Here is a 19,173-nt window from a genome sequence, read left to right as displayed (position 1 = left end):
ATAATGCCACATAAAAATTTAACAACGTTATGTTACATAGAAGAGGATGACAAGTATTTGATGCTCCATCGGATCAAGAAGAAGCACGATATGAATCAGGATAAATGGCTGGGAGTCGGTGGGCATTTTGAACAGGGAGAAAGTCCAGAAGAATGTCTTCTTAGAGAAGTGTGGGAAGAAACGGGTCTTACCTTGTTGTCTTATCAGCTCAGGGGGATTGTTACTTTTACATCGGACCAATTTCCAGATGAGTATATGTTTTTATATACAGCAGACCAGTATTTGGGAGAGTTAAAAGATTGCAGAGAAGGAAACCTTGAGTGGGTGATAAAAGACCGGATTGAAGAACTTCCAATCTGGGAAGGAGATCGAATCTTTTTCCAGTTGCTAAAGGAAGAATTACCATTTTTTTCTCTTAAATTAGAATATCAGGGAGAGAAATTAAAAATGGCTGTATTAAACGGGCGTACGATGGATCTTTCGGATGATAGAAAGGATTGACAGTTTTGCCCCGTTTATGTTATATTGTATGTATTATTGAATTTTAGGGAGTGTGTTTATGTTAATTGTGTTTTATCATGGAGCGTAAGAAAGCTTAATAAGAAAGACAGGTGATAGACAGAGGGAAAGCAGATTTTGCTTCTCCTTTCTTTTCGGTACCTGTTTTGCCCATGAGGACACCAAAAGACATATGGTTAAAACCTGTAAGACGTCGTTTTGTAGTCTAACAGGTTTTTTTGCGTTTTGGCAAATAGGTACGTGCAAAGCTTGGGCTCCATGATCTTTTAAAAACTCATTTAAAAAGAACAAGGAGAATAATATGAAACACACATATAAAATTTTGGAATTTAATCGGATCATAGAGTTACTAGAGGCGTTTGCGCATACAGAAGGAGCGAAAGAAAGAATTGAAAATTTGGTTCCAGATATGGATGAAGGCGATGTGAAAAGAAGCCTTTCAGATACTTCACAAGCACGTACCATTTTAGATCGAATGGGAGAATTACCGGCAGTTAGTATGTTTGGTCTCCACGCGATTTTGCGGACAGTGGAACAGGATGGATTTTTAATAGGTGAAGAATTGGAACGCATCGGCGAGATGCTCACAGGAGTGGAACGGATCAAAGATTTTTTAAACCGGTGTAAATACTTGGAACTGAGCCTGCCTTATTACGAACAGGATTTAAACCCCATTCCTGATCTTAAACGGGAGTTGGCTATAAGCATAAGAAACGGAAGCGTAGAAGACCGTGCAAGCAATTGCCTGAAAAATATCCGTCAGAATATGGCAAAACTAGAGGAAAAACGAAAAACAAAAGCAGAATCAATTTTAAGAGACAAGAAAAAATGCTGTTCTGATTCCTTTATCACATTGAGAAATGGTAGAATCTGTCTTCCAGTTAAGAAAGACTATAAAGCCATGATCCATGGCAGTGTCATCGATCGGTCATCTACCGGTTCGACTCTCTTTATTGAACCAAAGGCAATTATCAAATTTAACGAAGCGTTGGAACAATTTAAAATTGAAGAAGAGAATGAAGTTCGTAGAATTTTATACACCCTGACGGCTATGGTAGAAGACAATTTGCCTATACTAGTGGAAAATAAAAAAATCTTAGAAAAACTGGATTTTATATTTGCCAAAGGAAAATTAAGTGCATCCATGAAAGGGGTGGAACCGGAGATTATTTTGGAAAGAAGGATTCACATTGAAAATGGGCGGCATCCATTTCTAGATCCATCTCAGGTGGTGCCACTTGATTTTGAAATAGGATACGAAGGAAGGGGGATTGTCATCACAGGCCCCAACACGGGAGGAAAAACTGTCTCCATCAAAACCGTAGGATTGTTTTCCCTTATGGCTCAATGTGGCCTTCATATTCCTTGTGAGAGGGCAAAGCTTTGTCTGAATCGCCAATTGCTTTGCGATATCGGGGATGGGCAGAATATAACAGAGAATTTATCTACCTTTTCCGCACACATCAAGAATGCTTTGGAGATTTTAAACCATGCGGATGAAAAAAGTCTTGTGATTATGGATGAACTAGGATCTGGCACAGATCCGGCAGAAGGAATGGGGATTGCGGTTGCTATATTGGAAGAACTTCGTAATATTGGTTGCTTATTTCTTGTTACCACACATTATCCCGAAGTAAAAACTTATGCGGAGGAAGCGGAAGGGATCACCAATGCCCGTATGGCATTTGATAAAGAATCTTTAAAGCCTCTTTACCGTATGGAAATTGGTGCGGCAGGAGAAAGCTGTGCACTCTTCATCGCAAGAAGCCTGGGAATGCCAGAACATATGATTCAAAGAGCAGATCGGTATGCGTATGGAGAACGAGAAAACTTTCGTGAAAAAAAGCCGGAATATCTAAAAAAACATAAAAATAAGCCAAGCAACAATCAGCCAATTAAGAAAGCAAAGCCAGTGCCGTTTGCCATAGGAGATAGTGTAATGCTATATCCAGCGAAACAAAAGGGGATCGTGTGCAGATCAGCAGATGAAAAAGGGATCCTGCAAGTTCAACTACCCAATAAAAAGATATTTATTAACTGGAAACGAGTCAAACTACTGGTAGCTTCTGATCAGCTTTATCCGGAAAATTACGATTTTTCCATCGTATTTGATACCGTAGAGAATCGAAAAGCAAGGCACAAGATGGAAAAAGGTTACCAGGAAGATTTGGAAATCAAAATTGATCCATAATCTTTTAAAATAGGGCAATACAGAATAAAGAAAGTAGGGGACGATGGATCACAAAAAGAAATTTTTGAAAACGATTAAAGATTATATTCCCTATAATGAACAGGAGAGAGCGGATAAAGAGATGATCCTTCGTTTTTTGATGGAGAGGGATTCTGTTTATTTTAGAGAAAATCAAGCGGCTCATATATCTACATCTGGCTGGATCTTAAATCAAACCCATGACCGGATTTTAATGGCGTATCATAACATCTATAATTCTTGGGCATGGACGGGTGGACACGCAGACGGAGAAACGGATCTACTTTCTGTAGCCATTCGGGAAGCAAAAGAGGAAACAGGGATTGTAACAGTAAAACCGTTATTTGAGGAACCATTTTCGATCGAAGTGTTGACCGTTGATGGGCATGAGAAAAAAGGGAAATATGTATCCTCTCATCTACATCTTAATATTACTTACTTGCTGGAAGCAGATGACAGGGAGCGGACACAAAAGAAAGAGGATGAAAACAGTGCTGTGGATTGGTTTTCCATCGCTGATTGCATAAAAGAGGTCAGTGAACCATGGATGAAGGAGCGTATTTATGAGAAAATAATTGCCAAAATGGCAATTATTTTCGAATAAGCTGTTTTAATTTTTTACAATATGATTTATAATAGAATATACCAATGAAGTTTTGCCAAAATAGACAGCGAGGTGTCAGATATGAAAATAATTTATGCAATCGTCAGTTCCGATGATGGGAACCGGGTGACCGATGTGCTGAATGAACACCAATTCAGTGTCACAAAACTTGCCACAACAGGCGGTTTCTTAAAAAAGGGCAACTCAACATTAATGATCGGTGCGGAAGACGGACAAATTGAAGACGTGATTCATTTGATAAAAGAAACCTGTGGAAAACGACAGAAAATAACTTGCAACGTGCCAGCTCCCAATATTGCTTCTGTTTCGGCGGGGTATATGATGATGCCGATGACGGTTGAACTTGGCGGAGCAACGATATTTGTTACGGACGTAGAACGCTTTGAAAAAATTTGATGATAGGACAGGGGGATTGCGAAGCAATCCCTTTTCGTAACAGGAGGAAATACTATGACAGAAACAAAAAGAGTTTTTTTAATTGTTTTAGATAGTTTTGGAATCGGAGAAGCTCCGGATGCGAATAAATTCCATGATGAAGGAAGTAACACGTTAGGCTCCATAGCAAAAGAAAAGGAATACCATACTCCAAATTTAAAAAAACTGGGGATGTTTAACATTGATGGAGTGACTGTTTTCGAGAAGGAAAAGGAGCCGATTGGATCTTATGGAAGAATGACAGAACGCTCACAAGGGAAGGACACCACCATTGGACACTGGGAGATTGCGGGAATAATTTCTGAAGACCCACTCCCAACGTATCCCCAGGGATTTCCAGAAGAAGTGCTTCGTGAATTTAAAAAGCAGACAGGCAGAGGAATCCTCTGCAATAAGCCATATTCTGGTACGGATGTAATACGGGATTATGGGAATCAGCATATGGAAACAGGGGACTTAATTGTATATACCTCTGCGGACAGTGTGTTTCAGATTGCAGCGCATGAGGACGTGGTGCCTTTGGAAGAACTGTACCGTGATTGCCGGATAGCCAGAGAGATATTAAAAGGAGAGCATGGGGTAGGACGTGTTATCGCCAGACCGTTTTTAGGGAAGGGACCAGAGGACTTTAAACGAACTCCTCACAGGCATGATTTTTCCCTTCTCCCTCCGAAAAAGACCATGCTGGATTGTCTTGAGGAAGCGGGGTTTGATACCATAGGAGTTGGTAAAATTTATGATATTTTTGCAGGCAAGGGTATTCAGAGAACCATGACTATTGTTAACAATACGGATGGAATGGAAAAAACACTGCTGACTCAGCAAGAAGATTTCCGTGGAATCTGTTTTGTCAACCTGGTGGATTTTGATATGCTTTACGGACATAGAAACGATGTAAAGGGATATGCCAGAGCGGCAACTGAATTTGATGTACAGTTAGGGGATTTCCTAAAAGCGATGAGACCGGATGATGTGTTAATTATTACAGCAGATCATGGCTGTGATCCAGGCACACCTAGCACAGATCACTCCAGAGAATACACACCTATGCTGATCTACGGGGAAGGCATTAAGAAGGGGGTATCCATTGGAACCAGAGATACGTTCGCAGACATAGCGGCAACGGTACTTGATTTGTTTGGGATAAAAGGAGACATTGCAGGAAAAAGTTATTTAAAAGACGTAGAAGAATAGCAGGAGGTGTGTCATTGGAACTTTGTAAGACCAGATTGGAATGGCTGATAAGCGAAGCGTATGAAGCTCAAAAAGCCGCCTATGTCCCTTATTCGGGGTTTGCTGTGGGAGCAGCACTGCTTGCAAAGAATGGAGCGGTATACCGGGGGTGCAATATTGAAAACGCTTCCTATACCCCCACGAATTGTGCAGAGAGAACGGCATTTTTTAAAGCAATTTCAGAAGGTATCAGGGAATTTACTGCCATTGCTATCGTAGGAAATAAAGAAGGTGAGACAGGACACATTTGTGCCCCTTGTGGAGTTTGCCGGCAGGTAATGGCAGAATTTTGTGATCCCGATGAATTCAAGATTATACTGGGCGCGGGATCGGAAATTTCCGTGTATACATTAAAAGATTTGTTTCCCATGGGATTTACGAAAAAGGATTTAGAAGTCAGATGATTGGGAAAGGAGGTCCGTTCTTATGAGAATGTATGATTTAATCGCGAAAAAGCGGAATGGTGGAATTTTAGAGGATCTGGAGATCCGATGGATGATAGACTGTTATGTGAAGGGAGAAGCTCCTGATTATCAGATGGCCGCTATGCTGATGGCCATTTATTTAAAGGGTATGACAGACAAAGAAACAGCGGTTCTTACAGATGCAGTCGCCCATTCTGGCGACATGGTGGATCTGTCTCCCATTAAAGGCGTGAAAGTAGACAAACACTCCACTGGCGGTGTGGGGGATAAGACAACGTTGGTTGTAGCTCCCATTGCAGCTGCCTGTGGAGTGAAGGTGGCAAAGATGTCAGGGAGAGGCCTTGGGCATACGGGAGGTACGGTTGATAAACTAGAATCCATTCCTGGATTTCGCACTACGTTGACACAAGAAGAATTCTTTGAAGTTGTCAACACCACAGGTCTTTCTGTGATCGGGCAGTCCGGTAATTTGGCACCAGCCGATAAAAAACTATATGCACTTAGAGATGTGACGGCGACGGTAGATAGCATTCCTTTGATTGCTGCATCGATCATGAGTAAAAAACTGGCAGCTGGAAATGACTGTATCCTTTTGGATGTTAAAACCGGAAGCGGCGCCTTTATGAAAACCTTAGAGGATTCCATTACACTGGCAGAAAAGATGGTAGCCATAGGAGAACATGCAGGAAAGAATACGATGGCGATGATCACCAATATGGACATTCCTTTGGGGAATTTAATTGGAAACAGTCTGGAAGTAATCGAAGCGGTAGAAACGTTAAATGGAAATGGACCAAAAGATTTGACAGAGGTTTGCTTAAACCTGGCAGCAGGAATGCTTTTTCTGGCAGGAAAAGGGAGCTTGGAAGAATGTAGGAAACAGGCAGAGAGAACCATTGAGGATAAAAGTGCCCTCTCTTGTTTGGCGGCTATGGTAAAAGCCCAGGGGGGAGATTCTTCTGTGATTGAGAATCCAGCCTTATTTGTAAGAGCGTCTTTTGAAAAAGAAGTGAAATCAGTAAAAGGCGGATATATTACGGCAATGAATACAGAACAATGCGGAATTGCCTCTTCTCTTCTTGGTGCGGGAAGACTGACAAAAGAAAGCCCCATTGATTATACCGCTGGAATCGCATTGAAGAAGAAGGTAGGAGAGCCTGTGGAACCAGGAGATACCTTAGCGGTTTTATACACTTCAAGACAAGAGCTTTTTAAGGCTTCTGAAGAAATGTTTATACAGGCAGTCACTGTAGACCAAATACGGCCAGAACCGGAACCACTTGTATATGCAAGGGTCACCAAAGAGGGCATAATTCATTTGATAAAGTAGAAAGGAATCAAGAAGATGACAGATTTAGAGATGTTAACGTATGTGGATCATACGTTGTTAAAGGCGTTTGCAACTTGGACAGAGATAGAAGAACTTTGCAAGGAGGCAATGGAGTATCATACCGCTTCAGTTTGTATTCCTCCAAGTTATATCAGCCGGGTCCATAAGGAGTTCCCAACTCTGACTATTTGTACCGTAGTGGGATTTCCATTGGGATACAGCGATACCAAGTCCAAAGTACTTGAAACTCAAAGAGCTATTGAGGATGGGGCTTACGAGATAGATATGGTAATTAATATTGGCGATGTAAAAAACGGAGATTATAAAAAGGTTGAGCAAGAGATTTTAGAACTGAAGCAAGAGGCAGGGGATAAAATCTTAAAAGTGATCATTGAGGCTTGCTACTTAACAGAAGAAGAAAAGATTGCCATGTGCAAGGCAGTGACAGCAGCAGGAGCTGATTATATTAAAACGTCCACTGGTTTTGGAAGTGGTGGAGCTGATTTAAATGATATTCAGCTTTTCAAAGAACAGATCGGACCAGACGTCAAGATAAAAGCAGCTGGAGGGATTCGTACGCTGGAGGAATTAAGAACCTATTTAGAAGCCGGATGCAACCGGGTAGGGGCAAGTTCTGCAGTAAAACTTGTAGCGCAAAAGAGTAAATAATTCCTTTTAATGGGATTTAATAACACCTTAACTATCTGACATTTTATAAGGAAGAGCAGCTTAAGGTGTTTTTTTGTGAATTAATCTCTAATTTGCACAAAAAATACCCCCCTACCCTCTGGTTATATTTCACGAAAATGACATAATTTAAAAAAAACACTGACAAAACGGGTACAAAAGTGTTAAACTATAAGAATAGCAATTGTAACTTTTTTTATCAGCGTTGGATTTCAGTCAGGAGGAATGAATGATGTTTCAGGTAAATGATCTAGTTGTATTTGGCACTCATGGGATATGTAAGGTAAAATCCATTGGGAATTTGCAGATGTATGCAGCAGATGAGGAAAGGCTCTACTATACTTTGAAGCCTCTGTATGAGGAACACCAAAGTGCCGTATATACACCGGTCGACAACCGGAAAACACCCATAAGACCCGCTTCTACCAGAGAGGAAGCTATCAAACTCATTGACCAAATCCCAGAGATCGAGACCATTTGGGTGCTTGATGACAGGCAGAGAGAAGGAAAGTTTAAGGAACTCATGTTAAAGAATGATTGCACCGGTTGGATGCAGATCGTTAAGACACTGTATTTGAAAAAACAAAAACGTCTTGCAGAAGGAAAAAAGAATACGGCAAAAGATGATTTATATTATAGCATGGCAGAAGATCTTCTATACGGAGAATTGGCAGTTGCTTTGGATGTAGACAAAACAAAAATAAAAAACATGATTACGAAACGCGTACATGTAGAGGAAAACATCTAATCCCCTCCTTCTCCCCATTTTGGGGGAAGGCAGGGATTTTTTTTAATGGTAAAGCTTTTTTTCCTCATAGATCGGTTCGCAGGTCAAATGGACCCCAAGGTTTTTGAAGGTTTTAATATCCACATCGGATAAAAGTACGGAGGTATGTGCTTCCGTGCCTTTTAATTTGTGAAGCTGATCCATAGCGATTTGAGCATTGGCATCTGAGGCAGCACAGGTGGAAAGCGCGATTAAAATTTCATCGGTGTGAAGTCTTGGATTTTTACTTCCCAGATAGTTCACTTTTAATTTTTGGATTGGTTCAATGGCTGCAGGGGATATTAAGTGAACGTTGTGAGGAATATTTCCTAACACCTTAACCGCATTTAAAAGAACCGCTGCAGATGCCCCAAGTAAGTTGGTGGTCTTGCCTGTTATGATCGTTCCATCATGCAACATAAGAGCAGCGGCTGGAGTTCCTCTTTTTTTGGCCAGATCACAGGCGGATTTTACTGTCTTTCTTAAATCAGTGGTGAGTTTTGCCTGTTTCAGAAGAAGTTCAATCTGATAGACTTCATCTTTGGAACCCATATCTTTTGCAAGCCGGGCTAAGGCCTGATAATACCGTCTGATAATTTCTTGCTTGGAGGCTTCTTGGCACACCTCATCCTCTACGATGCACAAGCCAGCCATGTTCACTCCCATATCAGTGGGAGATTTATAAGGGCACTCTCCATAAATCCCCTCAAAAATAGCACTTAAAACTGGAAAAATTTCCACATCACGATTATAGTTTACCGTTGTTTCTCCATAGGCTTCTAGGTGAAATGGATCAATCATATTCACATCGTTTAGATCCGCTGTAGCCGCTTCATAAGCAAGATTTACCGGATGCTTTAGTGGAATATTCCATATGGGGAATGTTTCGAACTTTGCATACCCAGCTTTGATTCCGCGTTTGTTTTCGTGGTAGAGCTGGGATAAGCAGGTTGCCATCTTACCGCTTCCAGGTCCGGGTGCTGTGATAATAACCAGAGGCTTGGTGGTTTCAATATAGTCATTTCTTCCGTAGCCTTCGTCACTGACGATAAATGGTATATTGCTGGGATATCCATCGATAATATAATGCCGGTAAACTAAAATCCCCATATGCTCTAACTTATTTTTAAACAAATCAGCGGCTTTTTGTCCAGAGTATTGTGTGATAACAACACTTCCGACATAAAGCCCCTTGTCTCGAAAAGACTGAATTAATCGAAACACATCAACATCATAGGTAATGCCCAGATCGTGACGTATCTTATTTTTTTCAATGTCTGCGGCGCTAATAGCAATCACGATTTCAGACTGGTCAGCAAGCTGCATCAGCATACGAAGTTTACTGTCGGGCTCAAATCCAGGAAGTACACGGGAAGCGTGGTAATCATCAAATAGTTTCCCTCCGAATTCCAGATAGAGTTTGTCTCCAAACTGACTGATACGTTTTTTGATGTGCTCTGACTGCATAGTTAAATACTTGTTGTTATCAAATCCTATATTCATTTGTCCCTCCATCACGTTTGTGCCATCACAATGACACGAACTTATATCACGTAATCTTTTACGATTGTAACATACATATTCGCAAAATGCCACGGGTTTTCCAGCCCGTTATTTGGGGGAAACACTTTACAACAGGCTAAAAACATGTTAAAACGATGTAGTAAGAAGGAGGAGTAATATGTTTAAAATAGGTAGAAATGACGCTTGCTGGTGCGGCAGCGGAACGAAATATAAGAATTGCCATCTGGCATTTGATCAAAAGATTGAAAACTACGAGATTATGGGAGATGAGGTACCGGAGCATTCTATGATCAAGACTCCAAACCAGATCGAAGGGATTCGGAAGGCGGGAATCATCAACAATCAGATTCTTGACCTGGTCTCAGAGAATATAAAACCGGGAATTAGTACAGAAGATATTAATACTCTAGTACATGAAAATACCATTCGTCTGGGAGGGATTCCTGCCCCCCTTAATTTTGAAGGATATCCCAAAAGCGTGTGTACTTCTATCAATGAAGTGGTATGCCACGGAATCCCCGATTCAAAAAGGATTCTAAAAGATGGGGATATTGTAAATGTGGATGTAACCACTATTTTTGGTGGGTATTATGCGGATGCTTCTAGAATGTACTGTATCGGTACGGTATCACAGGAGGCAGAACGACTTGTGAGGGTAACGAAAGAGAGCGTGGATCTAGCTTTAAAAGAAGCAAAGGCATGGGGGCATTTAGGAGATATTGGTGCCGCTATATCGGAGTATATTTATGCCAATGGCTTTACTGTAGTAAGAGAGATTGGGGGACATGGGGTTGGGAATCAGTTTCATGAAGAGCCGTGGGTCAGCCACATTGGGACAAGAGGAACGGATATGCTTCTAGTTCCAGGAATGATTTTTACCATCGAGCCTATGGTCAATGCTGGAGAACCGGATGTGATACAAGATGAAGCAGATGGATGGACGATTTATACCAAAGACAAGAGTTTATCCGCCCAGTGGGAGTATACGATACTGATTACGGAAGAAGGTCCGGAGGTACTAACAAAATAATGGATAAAAAACGTTGTTTCTGGGTGGACCTATCATCTCATGATTATGTAGAATATCATGATGAAGAGTGGGGCGTTCCGGTCTATGACGATAAAAAACTCTATGAAATGTTTCTTTTGGAGACGTTCCAGGCAGGACTTTCCTGGATTACAATTTTGAAAAAGAGAGAGAATTTTCGTAAAGCTTTTGATGAATTTGAGGTAGAAACGGTGGCAAACTATCAAGAGGAAAAAATTAAAGCTTTGATGTTGGATACAGGAATCATAAGGAATCGGAAGAAAATTGTAGCTGCAGTGAAAAATTCTCGAATATTTATGGAAATACAAAAAGAATACGGATCATTTTCTGATTTTTTATGGAGCTTTACAAATGGTGAAATAATCAAAAATGAATCGGATGAGTTTCCAGTAAAAACAAGTCTATCCGATCAAGTGTCAAAGGAAATGAAACGAAGAGGAATGGCATTTACTGGCTCTGTAACAATTTATTCATATCTTCAGGCCGTAGGGGTTGTAAATGACCATGAGTTGTCCTGCTTTTGCCGGACGAAGAACGTAAAATAAACAATAGTAAGAAAGATAAAAGGGCTGCATCCGGGATTTTGTAAATTTATTTGGAAAATTTTACATAATGTGGTAAAATATTAAATATTTGTTACATTATCATATCAGAAACCATAGAAAGTGAATGGGGTATTATGAAAAAATGGCTTATAGCAATATTTTTATGTTCTTTGGTAGCTACCGGATGCAGCCGATATCGAAGGGATTTTGATGGGAAGGAATCGGACCGAACGAGGGAGAATCCCAGCCAGAGCACGGAGGAGAAGCAAGCAGATATTTCAAAAGAGGTACCTGAAAAAACGGTTAAAAAGCCGGTTAAAGTAAAAGGAATTTACATCTCTGGTTTTATGGCAGGTTCCGAAGGTTTTACCTCTATCCTAGATCAGATCCAAGGAACAGAGATCAATACTGTGGTCATTGATGTAAAAAACGATGACGGGCGGATTACTTTTGACATGGGAGATGCTCTTACAGTCAAGGAAATCGGAGCACAAAAGCGGTATATCCGAAATATGGATGCGTTGATGAAGGAATTAAAGTCAAGAGGAATTTATACCATCGCCAGAGTCGTGGCTTTTCGAGATCCCTATCTGGCAGAACAGAAGCCAGAGTGGAGCCTGAAAAACAAAGACGGTACGCTGTACAGGGATAAGAATGGACTTGCATGGGTAAACCCCTATAAGAAAGAGGTATGGGACTATCTTATAGAAATAGGAACACAAGCTCATAAATCAGGGTTTGATGAGATTCAGTTTGACTATATCCGATTTTCCACAGACAGTTCCATGAAACGAGTGGCATTTGATGAAGGGGATACCAAGGGACGTTCCAAAACGGATATCATCACGGAATTCGTCCAGTATGCTTCTGATAAACTGTCTGTTCAGGGGGTTCGCGTATCAGCGGATGTATTTGGTACAATTATTGGAAGCAGCATTGATGCGAATGCGGTAGGACAAGATTACTGTGCTATGGCAGAACATCTGGACTACATCTCTCCCATGATTTATCCGTCACATTATGGAGATGGTAATTTTGGGATTGAGCACCCGGATACCCAACCATATGATACCATACGGGCTGCCTTAAAGCTGTCAAAAAAAGATTTAAATGGATCTAAAACAAAAGGGAAGAAACAGGCAGTGGTACGTCCATGGCTTCAGGATTTTACCGCTTCTTACTTAAAACATCACATTCCTTATGGGAAGAAAGAAATCAGGGATCAGATTCAGGCAGTATACGATGCTGGCTATGATGAATGGATTCTCTGGAGCGCTTCTAACCGCTATACCTGGGATGCATTCTTGTCAAAAGAAGATGGAATAAAAGAAGCAGAACAGATCAAACAGTCAAGAGAAGCGGCTGGGATTGATACAGAGATTCAAGAGCCAGAAGAGCCAGTTTTATCTGCGCATGAAACTAAATCCCAGGATGAAGAAGCAGAAGAAGCCATAAGAAGTCTAGAGGGGAAAATTGCCACTGATGAATCGGAACCGGATGAAAAAAAAGGCGACAAGACGGATCATAAAAAAGAGACCAGGAGCAAACCGAATGTGGTAATTGTTACTACGGGGAGAGCCGGTCGTTAAAAAAGTGAGGGATACCATGAATCGAATGCCAAGCCCAGGAGACTTCTACAAACATTTTAAAGATAAGATGTATCAGGTGATTGCTCTGGCAGTCCATTCGGAGACAAGAGAGAAGATGGTTGTTTACCAGGCGCTTTACGGTACATTTGGAGTTTATGTGCGCCCTCTATCCATGTTTCTTAGTGAGGTGGATCATGAAAAATATCCGGACGTTTTGCAAAGATATCGATTTGAATACGTGAATCCAGATCAATTGCCGTCAGAGAAAAAAGAACGATTCTCACAGCCAAAAGAGGATGAAGAAGAAGTGGATAATAAAAATCTTCTTGCTTTTTTGGATGCAAGGTCGTATCATGATAAGTTGGAGATTCTAAAACAGCGAAAGGGTTTGTTTAAGAAAGAAGAGCTCCTTGCCCTATGCGAAATCATGGAGATTGGGAATGAAGATACGTTACCCGAAGATCTGTATGATTCTTTGGAAGGGTATCTAAAACTGCAGATAAAATATGACGGAACGAGATTGAGGTGATTCGAACCAAGTGGACCACATCGGATTTAATATAGAAGAAGAACTAAAGAAGCTGCCGTCCCAGCCCGGAGTGTATATTATGCATGATGAGCGGGACGAAATTATCTATGTAGGAAAAGCGATTAGTTTAAAAAACAGAGTCAGACAATACTTCCAGAGCAGTCGGAACAAGACTACGAAGATCGAACAGATGGTATCACGAGTTGAAAGATTTGAATACATTATAACAGACTCGGAATTGGAAGCACTTGTACTGGAGTGCAATTTAATCAAAGAGCACCGGCCACGCTATAATACCATGTTAAAGGATGATAAAACGTATCCTTATATTAAGGTCACTGTGAGTGAGGAGTTTCCAAGAATCCTTTTTTCCAGAGAGATGAAAAAGGATAGAAATCGGTATTTTGGTCCATACACCAGTGCGGGAGCCGTAAAAGATACGATTGAACTGATTCGCAAGCTTTATCAGATCAGAACATGCAGACGAAATCTTCCCAGAGATATTGGAAAAGAAAGACCATGCTTAAACTATCATATCAAGCAGTGTCAGGCGCCCTGTCAGGGATATATAAGCCAGGAAGGTTATGGGAATAATATATCCCAGGCACTTGATTTTTTAAGCGGGAAATTTGCGCCTGTGATCCAGATGCTGGAGGAGAAGATGCAGGCGTCTTCAAAAGAGATGGATTATGAGAAAGCCATTGAATATCGGGACTTGTTAAACAGTGTTAAACAGATAGCACAAAAACAGAAAATTACGGACAGTGGAATGGAAGATCGGGATATCATTGCACTCGCTAAGGATGAAAAAGATGCAGTGGTTCAGGTCTTTTTTGTACGAGAAGGCAGACTGATTGGCCGAGAGCATTTTCATGTAACCATAGCGACTGCGGAGGACAACAAGCAGATTTTAACCAGTTTTGTGAAGCAATTTTATGCTGGCACTCCGTTTATCCCCCGGGAAGTATGGACGCAGACACAACTAGAAGATGAAGTGGTGATAGCTCAATGGCTGACAGGCAAAAGGGGTCAGAAGGTAAGACTTTTCGTTCCAAAGAAAGGGCAAAAGGAACGTCTGGTAGAACTGGCTGAAAAGAATGCAGCACTGGTTCTGTCCCAAGATAAGGAAAAAATCAAACGGGAAGAACTTAGAACCATAGGAGCTATGAATGAAATTGGCAGTTGGCTGGGAATCGAAGGAATTAAACGGATCGAGGCGTTTGATATCTCCAATATCAGTGGATTTGAGTCGGTTGGTTCCATGATCGTTTATGAAAATGGAAAGCCAAAACGGAATGATTATCGGAAGTTTAAAATAAAGTGGGTAAAGGGAGCCAATGATTATGCTTCTATGAATGAAGTATTAACAAGAAGGTTTTCTCATGGATTAAAAGAGATGGAAAGTCTAAAAGTGAGTGGAATGGAAAAAGAGTTTGGCAGTTTTACCCGGTTTCCAGATCTGATTATGATGGATGGTGGAAAAGGTCAGGTAAATATCGCGTTAAAAACATTACAGGAATTAAACATTACCATACCTGTGTGTGGAATGGTTAAGGATGACAATCACCGAACCAGAGGGCTGTACTATAATAACGTAGAAATTCCGATTGACCACCATTCTGAAGGATTTAAGCTTATTACCAGAATCCAGGATGAAGCTCACCGCTTTGCCATCGAATACCACAGAAGTTTAAGAAGCAAAGGCCAGGTCAAATCCATACTTGATGATATAAGCGATATTGGCCCAGGAAGAAGAAAAGCACTCATGCGGAAATTCAAGAGTCTAGAGGCGGTGAAAGAGGCTTCTTATGAAGAGCTTCTTGAAACACCAGGGCTAAATTCCCGTGCAGCAAAAAGCGTATATGAATTCTTTCATCTTTAACGTCCTGTATTCTGGGCAGAAAGGGCTGATAGTGCTTTTCAAATCACCAAATTTGTGTTAGTATGAAAAAAACAGATGGAAAAAGGAGCGTTACCCATGCATGGAGTACCTATTACTGATTTAATTGAAAAAATGAATCTGCGGAATATGACTCCGGAGATTGATGCAGAGAAGACGGTGCTTAGCCATCCGGATGTCAATCGTCCGGCATTGCAGCTGGCAGGTTTTTTTGATCACTTTGACAACGAGCGTGTCCAAATCATAGGATATGTTGAGCAGGAATACATCAATCAGATGAGCCATGAAAGAAAACTTGAGGTCTATGACAAGCTGCTTTCCTATCAGATTCCCTGTTTGGTGTACAGCCGGAGTCAGACTCCAGATGAGGATTTACTGACTTTGTGCAACCAATATGGAATCCCATGCCTGGTATCAGATAAAACAACATCAGATCTGATGGCAGAGGTGATTCGTTGGCTGAAGGTAAAACTTGCGCCTTGTATTAGCATTCATGGGGTACTGGTGGATGTATTTGGCGAAGGTGTTCTAATTATGGGTGAGAGTGGAATCGGTAAAAGCGAGGCAGCTCTGGAACTTATTAAAAGAGGGCACCGTCTGGTAACCGATGATGTGGTAGAGATCCGTAAAGTCAGTGATGATACGCTGATTGGGAGTGCACCGGAAATCACCAGACACTTTATAGAATTGAGAGGGATTGGCATTATTGATGTCAAGACTTTATTTGGTGTTGAGAGTGTGAAAGATACCCAGGCCATAGATATGGTGATTAAGTTGGAAGACTGGGATAAAGATAAAGAATATGACAGGCTGGGACTGGAAGATCAGTTTACAGAATTTTTAGGCAATGAAGTGGTTTGTCATTCCATTCCGGTTCGTCCGGGACGTAATTTGGCCATCATTGTTGAATCTGCGGCTGTCAATTATAGACAAAAGAAGATGGGGTACAACGCGGCTCAGGAATTGTATAACCGCGTTCAGGCAAACCTTTCTAGAAAACAAGATGATTGAGGTGTCTGATGACTGGAATTTATGAAAAACTTCTTGATGCAGCCGATAAAAATCACATCTTAGCTGGAGAAGAGATGTGTAAGCATACATCGTTCCGTGTTGGCGGCCCAGCCAAATTCTTTGTAACTCCAGGAGATAAAAAAGAACTGGCTGGAATTATTACTTTGTGTCGCAGGGAAGAAATTCCATTTTTCATATTGGGGAACGGAAGCAATCTTTTGGTTGCAGATGAAGGATTCGACGGAGTTGTCATTTCCATGGATGGATTTCGTGATTGCAGTGTGGATAAGGAGATTGGATTCATAAAAGCTGGAGCAGGGATTTCCCTTGCCCGGCTTGCCAAGGAAGCATACAAGGCATCCCTTACTGGTTTTGAATTTGCAGCAGGAATTCCTGGTACACTAGGCGGTGCAGTTGTGATGAATGCAGGTGCATATGGTTCCGAGATGAAAGAGGTTTTGCGTTTTGTTACGGTGGTAACGGCAAATGGAGAAATCAAAGAAATATCTTCGGATGAACTTTCATTAGGGTACCGGACCAGCTGCATATTGTCAAGTCAGTATATAGTAGTTGATGCAAAGCTCCGATTGAAAGAAGGAGACGAAATATCCATTAAAAACCGTATGGATGAACTCTTTCGCAGGAGAAAGGAAAAGCAGCCTTTGGAATATCCAAGTGCTGGCAGTACGTTTAAAAGACCGGAAGGGTATTTTGCAGGGAAACTGATTGAAGATGCAGGGCTTAAGGGATTCTCCCTTGGTGGTGCCCAGGTTTCGGAAAAACACTGTGGATTTGTGATCAATAAAGAGCATGCCACGGCAGCGGAAATTATGGCGCTTATCGAAGAAGTGAAGAGACGAGTGCAAAAAAACTCCGGAGTAAAACTTGAGATGGAAGTAAAGACGCTGGGTAAGATTTAACGGTGCAAAGGAGAAAAAAGTGAGACTTGTAATTGTAACGGGCATGTCGGGGGCGGGTAAAACGCAGGCACTGAAGATGCTTGAGGATATGGGGTTTTATTGTGTAGATAATCTTCCCATACCTCTGATCGAAACATTTGCGGATCTGACCTTTAAAAATCCGGGGAATATTCGGAATGCGGCTCTGGGAATTGATATTCGCAGTGGAGATGATTTGATGGATTTAAACCGGATTTTTGATGATTGGTCAAGAAACCGTCTTCCTTTTGAAATCTTATTTCTCGATGCCGGTAACGAGACTCTGATTAAAAGATACAAAGAGACAAGAAGAGCTCATCCTCTGGCTGCTGGAGGGAGAATTGACAGCGGAATTATAAAAGAACGTGGGAAGCTTGCATTTCTAAAAGAGGAAGCTGATTACATCATAGATACCAGCAAGCTTCTCACAAAGGAATTGAGACAAGAACTGGAAAAGATTTTTATGAACCATGAAGCGTATAAGAATTTATACATTACCGTCCTTTCTTTTGGTTTTAAATACGGAATTCCTTCGGATGCAGATCTGGTATTTGATGTAAGATTTCTGCCCAATCCTTATTATGTGGAGGAATTACGTCCTAAAACTGGAGAAGATATCGAGGTAAGAGATTTTGTGACGCAATATGGGACAGCAGCTCTTTTTTTGGACAAGCTATATGATATGCTTGAATTCCTTATACCCAATTACGTGCTGGAAGGCAAAAATCAACTTGTTATCGCCATAGGCTGTACCGGAGGCAAACACCGCTCTGTTACCATTGCTAAGTCTGTCTTTGAAAGACTGCGTTCACAAGAAGAATTCGGTATAAAGATAGAACACCGTGATATTGATAAGGATACTATACGCAAAAGGATGGTCTAGACATGTCATTTTCTTCCAAGTTAAAAGAAGAACTTTCAAGACAAGTTAGTCTGGCAAGGCATTGTCAGATTGCAGAAATGGCTGCGATCATAAGTCTTTGTGGCAAGATAATTATATCGGAAGAAGACCTCTATACGATTAAAATTCATACGGAAAATGTAGCAGTTGCAAGAAAGTACTTTACATTATTGAAAAAAACATTTAATATTAGTACTGACATCTCTATTCGACGAAATGCGTACTTGAATAAGAATCGTACTTATACGGTAATTCTACGGGAACATGAGGATGCGATCCGTGTTTTGCATGCAACCAAGCTTCTCGATGAGAATGGAGAAGTAGGGGAGAATTTAAGCATAGTAAAAAATGTTGTGATTCAACAATCCTGTTGTAGAAGAGCATTTATCAGAGGAGCATTTCTTTCTTCAGGGTCCATTAGTGATCCGGAGAAATTTTATCATTATGAGATCGTTTGTGCGACAGAAGAGAAAGCGGAACAATTAAAATCCATCATAGCCACCTTTGATCTAGAAGCCAAAATAGTGAAGCGAAAGCGTTACTTTGTCGTTTATATCAAAGAAGGAAATCAGATTGTTGATATATTAAATGTGATGGAAGCACCAGTTACTTTAATGGAATTTGAAAATATAAGAATATTAAAAGACATGCGTAACAGTGTGAACCGACAGGTTAACTGTGAAACTGCGAATATTAATAAAACGGTATCAGCTGCGGTCAAGCAGATAGAAGATATAAAATATATCAGAGATACAATTGGGCTTGAAGAACTTCCCACTCATTTAAGTGAGATTGCTCGGGAAAGGATTGACAAGCCAGATGCTACATTAAAAGAGCTTGGAGAAGCTCTAGACCCTCCTGTTGGTAAATCAGGAGTGAACCACCGGCTTAGAAAGCTATGCGATCTGGCAGGGAGGCTGCGCGAGACAGGCGTGGGCAGGGGAATGGAATAGATCCGT

At 41.0% G+C, this 19,173-nt stretch carries 19 protein-coding genes; 18 read left to right on the top strand and 1 reads right to left on the bottom strand.

Features of this window, described 5'->3' with window-relative positions; genetic code table 11:
* Positions 1–3: 3 nt before the first annotated feature.
* The 9 genes from EFT72_RS02910 to EFT72_RS02870 all read left to right on the top strand — a co-directional run bounded on the left by EFT72_RS02910 (position 4) and on the right by EFT72_RS02870 (position 8,211).
* Complete coding sequence (locus tag EFT72_RS02910; protein WP_124065410.1) at positions 4–501, top strand: 8-oxo-dGTP diphosphatase; 498 nt, start codon at positions 4–6, stop codon at positions 499–501.
* Between the two features lie 319 nt (positions 502–820).
* Positions 821–2,710 (top strand): DNA mismatch repair protein MutS, encoded by a 1,890-nt coding sequence (locus EFT72_RS02905; protein WP_124065409.1) that lies wholly within the window; start codon positions 821–823, stop codon positions 2,708–2,710.
* A gap of 43 nt (positions 2,711–2,753) precedes the next feature.
* Complete coding sequence (locus EFT72_RS02900; RefSeq protein WP_124065408.1) at positions 2,754–3,332, top strand: NUDIX hydrolase; 579 nt, start codon at positions 2,754–2,756, stop codon at positions 3,330–3,332.
* A gap of 81 nt (positions 3,333–3,413) precedes the next feature.
* Positions 3,414–3,749 (top strand): cyclic-di-AMP receptor, encoded by a 336-nt coding sequence (locus EFT72_RS02895; protein ID WP_124065407.1) that lies wholly within the window; start codon positions 3,414–3,416, stop codon positions 3,747–3,749.
* Positions 3,750–3,803: 54 nt separating this feature from the next.
* Positions 3,804–4,982 carry a phosphopentomutase gene (locus tag EFT72_RS02890; protein ID WP_124065406.1) on the top strand — a complete coding sequence of 393 codons (1,179 nt, stop codon included), beginning with the start codon at positions 3,804–3,806 and terminating at the stop codon, positions 4,980–4,982.
* Positions 4,983–4,996: 14 nt separating this feature from the next.
* Complete coding sequence (locus tag EFT72_RS02885; RefSeq protein ID WP_124065405.1) at positions 4,997–5,425, top strand: cytidine deaminase; 429 nt, start codon at positions 4,997–4,999, stop codon at positions 5,423–5,425.
* Positions 5,426–5,447: 22 nt separating this feature from the next.
* Complete coding sequence (locus EFT72_RS02880) at positions 5,448–6,776, top strand: pyrimidine-nucleoside phosphorylase (RefSeq protein WP_124065404.1); 1,329 nt, start codon at positions 5,448–5,450, stop codon at positions 6,774–6,776.
* 15 nt (positions 6,777–6,791) lie between these two features.
* Positions 6,792–7,445 carry a deoxyribose-phosphate aldolase gene (gene deoC, locus EFT72_RS02875; RefSeq protein WP_124065403.1) on the top strand — a complete coding sequence of 218 codons (654 nt, stop codon included), beginning with the start codon at positions 6,792–6,794 and terminating at the stop codon, positions 7,443–7,445.
* Between the two features lie 247 nt (positions 7,446–7,692).
* Entirely contained in the window at positions 7,693–8,211 is a 519-nt protein-coding gene (locus EFT72_RS02870) for a CarD family transcriptional regulator (protein ID WP_243109924.1), read from the top strand.
* A gap of 42 nt (positions 8,212–8,253) precedes the next feature.
* Here the strand turns inward: EFT72_RS02870 and EFT72_RS02865 are convergent, their stop codons facing one another.
* Positions 8,254–9,732, bottom strand: coding sequence for a DUF1846 domain-containing protein (locus tag EFT72_RS02865; RefSeq protein WP_124065402.1), 1,479 nt, complete (start codon positions 9,730–9,732; stop codon positions 8,254–8,256).
* A 178-nt stretch (positions 9,733–9,910) separates the two neighbouring features.
* On the opposite strand from EFT72_RS02865, the gene map reads away from it, so the two are divergent.
* The 9 genes from map to whiA all read left to right on the top strand — a co-directional run bounded on the left by map (position 9,911) and on the right by whiA (position 19,167).
* The gene (gene map / locus EFT72_RS02860; protein WP_124065401.1) at positions 9,911–10,783 is read left to right on the top strand and encodes a type I methionyl aminopeptidase; all 873 of its coding nucleotides are present in this window, start codon (positions 9,911–9,913) and stop codon (positions 10,781–10,783) included.
* Positions 10,783–11,346 carry a DNA-3-methyladenine glycosylase I gene (locus tag EFT72_RS02855; RefSeq protein ID WP_124065400.1) on the top strand — a complete coding sequence of 188 codons (564 nt, stop codon included), beginning with the start codon at positions 10,783–10,785 and terminating at the stop codon, positions 11,344–11,346. Before map ends, EFT72_RS02855 begins: the two co-directional genes overlap by 1 nt.
* Before the next feature lie 134 nt (positions 11,347–11,480).
* Positions 11,481–12,935: a putative glycoside hydrolase gene (locus EFT72_RS02850; RefSeq protein WP_124065399.1), complete on the top strand. Its 1,455-nt coding sequence runs from the start codon at positions 11,481–11,483 to the stop codon at positions 12,933–12,935.
* Between the two features lie 16 nt (positions 12,936–12,951).
* Complete coding sequence (locus EFT72_RS02845; protein WP_124065398.1) at positions 12,952–13,464, top strand: DUF1653 domain-containing protein; 513 nt, start codon at positions 12,952–12,954, stop codon at positions 13,462–13,464.
* 10 nt (positions 13,465–13,474) lie between these two features.
* Positions 13,475–15,346: an excinuclease ABC subunit UvrC gene (uvrC, locus tag EFT72_RS02840; protein WP_124065397.1), complete on the top strand. Its 1,872-nt coding sequence runs from the start codon at positions 13,475–13,477 to the stop codon at positions 15,344–15,346.
* A gap of 96 nt (positions 15,347–15,442) precedes the next feature.
* Positions 15,443–16,375, top strand: a complete 933-nt coding sequence (gene hprK, locus EFT72_RS02835) for an HPr(Ser) kinase/phosphatase (protein WP_124065396.1) — start codon at positions 15,443–15,445, stop codon at positions 16,373–16,375.
* A gap of 8 nt (positions 16,376–16,383) precedes the next feature.
* On the top strand, positions 16,384–17,295 hold the full coding sequence (gene murB / locus EFT72_RS02830; protein ID WP_124065395.1) for a UDP-N-acetylmuramate dehydrogenase: 912 nt from the start codon (positions 16,384–16,386) through the stop codon (positions 17,293–17,295).
* Positions 17,296–17,314: 19 nt separating this feature from the next.
* Positions 17,315–18,196, top strand: a complete 882-nt coding sequence (gene rapZ, locus EFT72_RS02825; protein ID WP_124065394.1) for an RNase adapter RapZ — start codon at positions 17,315–17,317, stop codon at positions 18,194–18,196.
* A 2-nt stretch (positions 18,197–18,198) separates the two neighbouring features.
* Positions 18,199–19,167 carry a DNA-binding protein WhiA gene (gene whiA / locus EFT72_RS02820; protein ID WP_124065392.1) on the top strand — a complete coding sequence of 323 codons (969 nt, stop codon included), beginning with the start codon at positions 18,199–18,201 and terminating at the stop codon, positions 19,165–19,167.
* Positions 19,168–19,173: the final 6 nt, after the last annotated feature.

Source organism: Clostridium sp. E02 (assembly GCF_003833015.1).
Classification (GTDB): domain Bacteria; phylum Bacillota; class Clostridia; order Lachnospirales; family Lachnospiraceae; genus Lacrimispora.
This window is presented reverse-complemented; position numbering and strand designations above follow the sequence as displayed.

Coding starts and splice junctions, on each gene's coding strand:
- EFT72_RS02850 (WP_124065399.1), top strand. CDS start 11,481: ATGAAAAAATGGCTTATAGCAATATTTTTATGTTCTTTGGTAGCTACC.
- EFT72_RS02895 (WP_124065407.1), top strand. CDS start 3,414: ATGAAAATAATTTATGCAATCGTCAGTTCCGATGATGGGAACCGGGTG.
- EFT72_RS02845 (WP_124065398.1), top strand. CDS start 12,952: ATGAATCGAATGCCAAGCCCAGGAGACTTCTACAAACATTTTAAAGAT.
- EFT72_RS02910 (WP_124065410.1), top strand. CDS start 4: ATGCCACATAAAAATTTAACAACGTTATGTTACATAGAAGAGGATGAC.
- EFT72_RS02905 (WP_124065409.1), top strand. CDS start 821: ATGAAACACACATATAAAATTTTGGAATTTAATCGGATCATAGAGTTA.
- EFT72_RS02890 (WP_124065406.1), top strand. CDS start 3,804: ATGACAGAAACAAAAAGAGTTTTTTTAATTGTTTTAGATAGTTTTGGA.
- whiA (WP_124065392.1), top strand. CDS start 18,199: ATGTCATTTTCTTCCAAGTTAAAAGAAGAACTTTCAAGACAAGTTAGT.
- EFT72_RS02870 (WP_243109924.1), top strand. CDS start 7,693: ATGATGTTTCAGGTAAATGATCTAGTTGTATTTGGCACTCATGGGATA.
- map (WP_124065401.1), top strand. CDS start 9,911: ATGTTTAAAATAGGTAGAAATGACGCTTGCTGGTGCGGCAGCGGAACG.
- EFT72_RS02880 (WP_124065404.1), top strand. CDS start 5,448: ATGAGAATGTATGATTTAATCGCGAAAAAGCGGAATGGTGGAATTTTA.
- hprK (WP_124065396.1), top strand. CDS start 15,443: ATGCATGGAGTACCTATTACTGATTTAATTGAAAAAATGAATCTGCGG.
- deoC (WP_124065403.1), top strand. CDS start 6,792: ATGACAGATTTAGAGATGTTAACGTATGTGGATCATACGTTGTTAAAG.
- murB (WP_124065395.1), top strand. CDS start 16,384: ATGACTGGAATTTATGAAAAACTTCTTGATGCAGCCGATAAAAATCAC.
- EFT72_RS02865 (WP_124065402.1), bottom strand. CDS start 9,732: ATGAATATAGGATTTGATAACAACAAGTATTTAACTATGCAGTCAGAG.
- EFT72_RS02900 (WP_124065408.1), top strand. CDS start 2,754: ATGGATCACAAAAAGAAATTTTTGAAAACGATTAAAGATTATATTCCC.
- EFT72_RS02855 (WP_124065400.1), top strand. CDS start 10,783: ATGGATAAAAAACGTTGTTTCTGGGTGGACCTATCATCTCATGATTAT.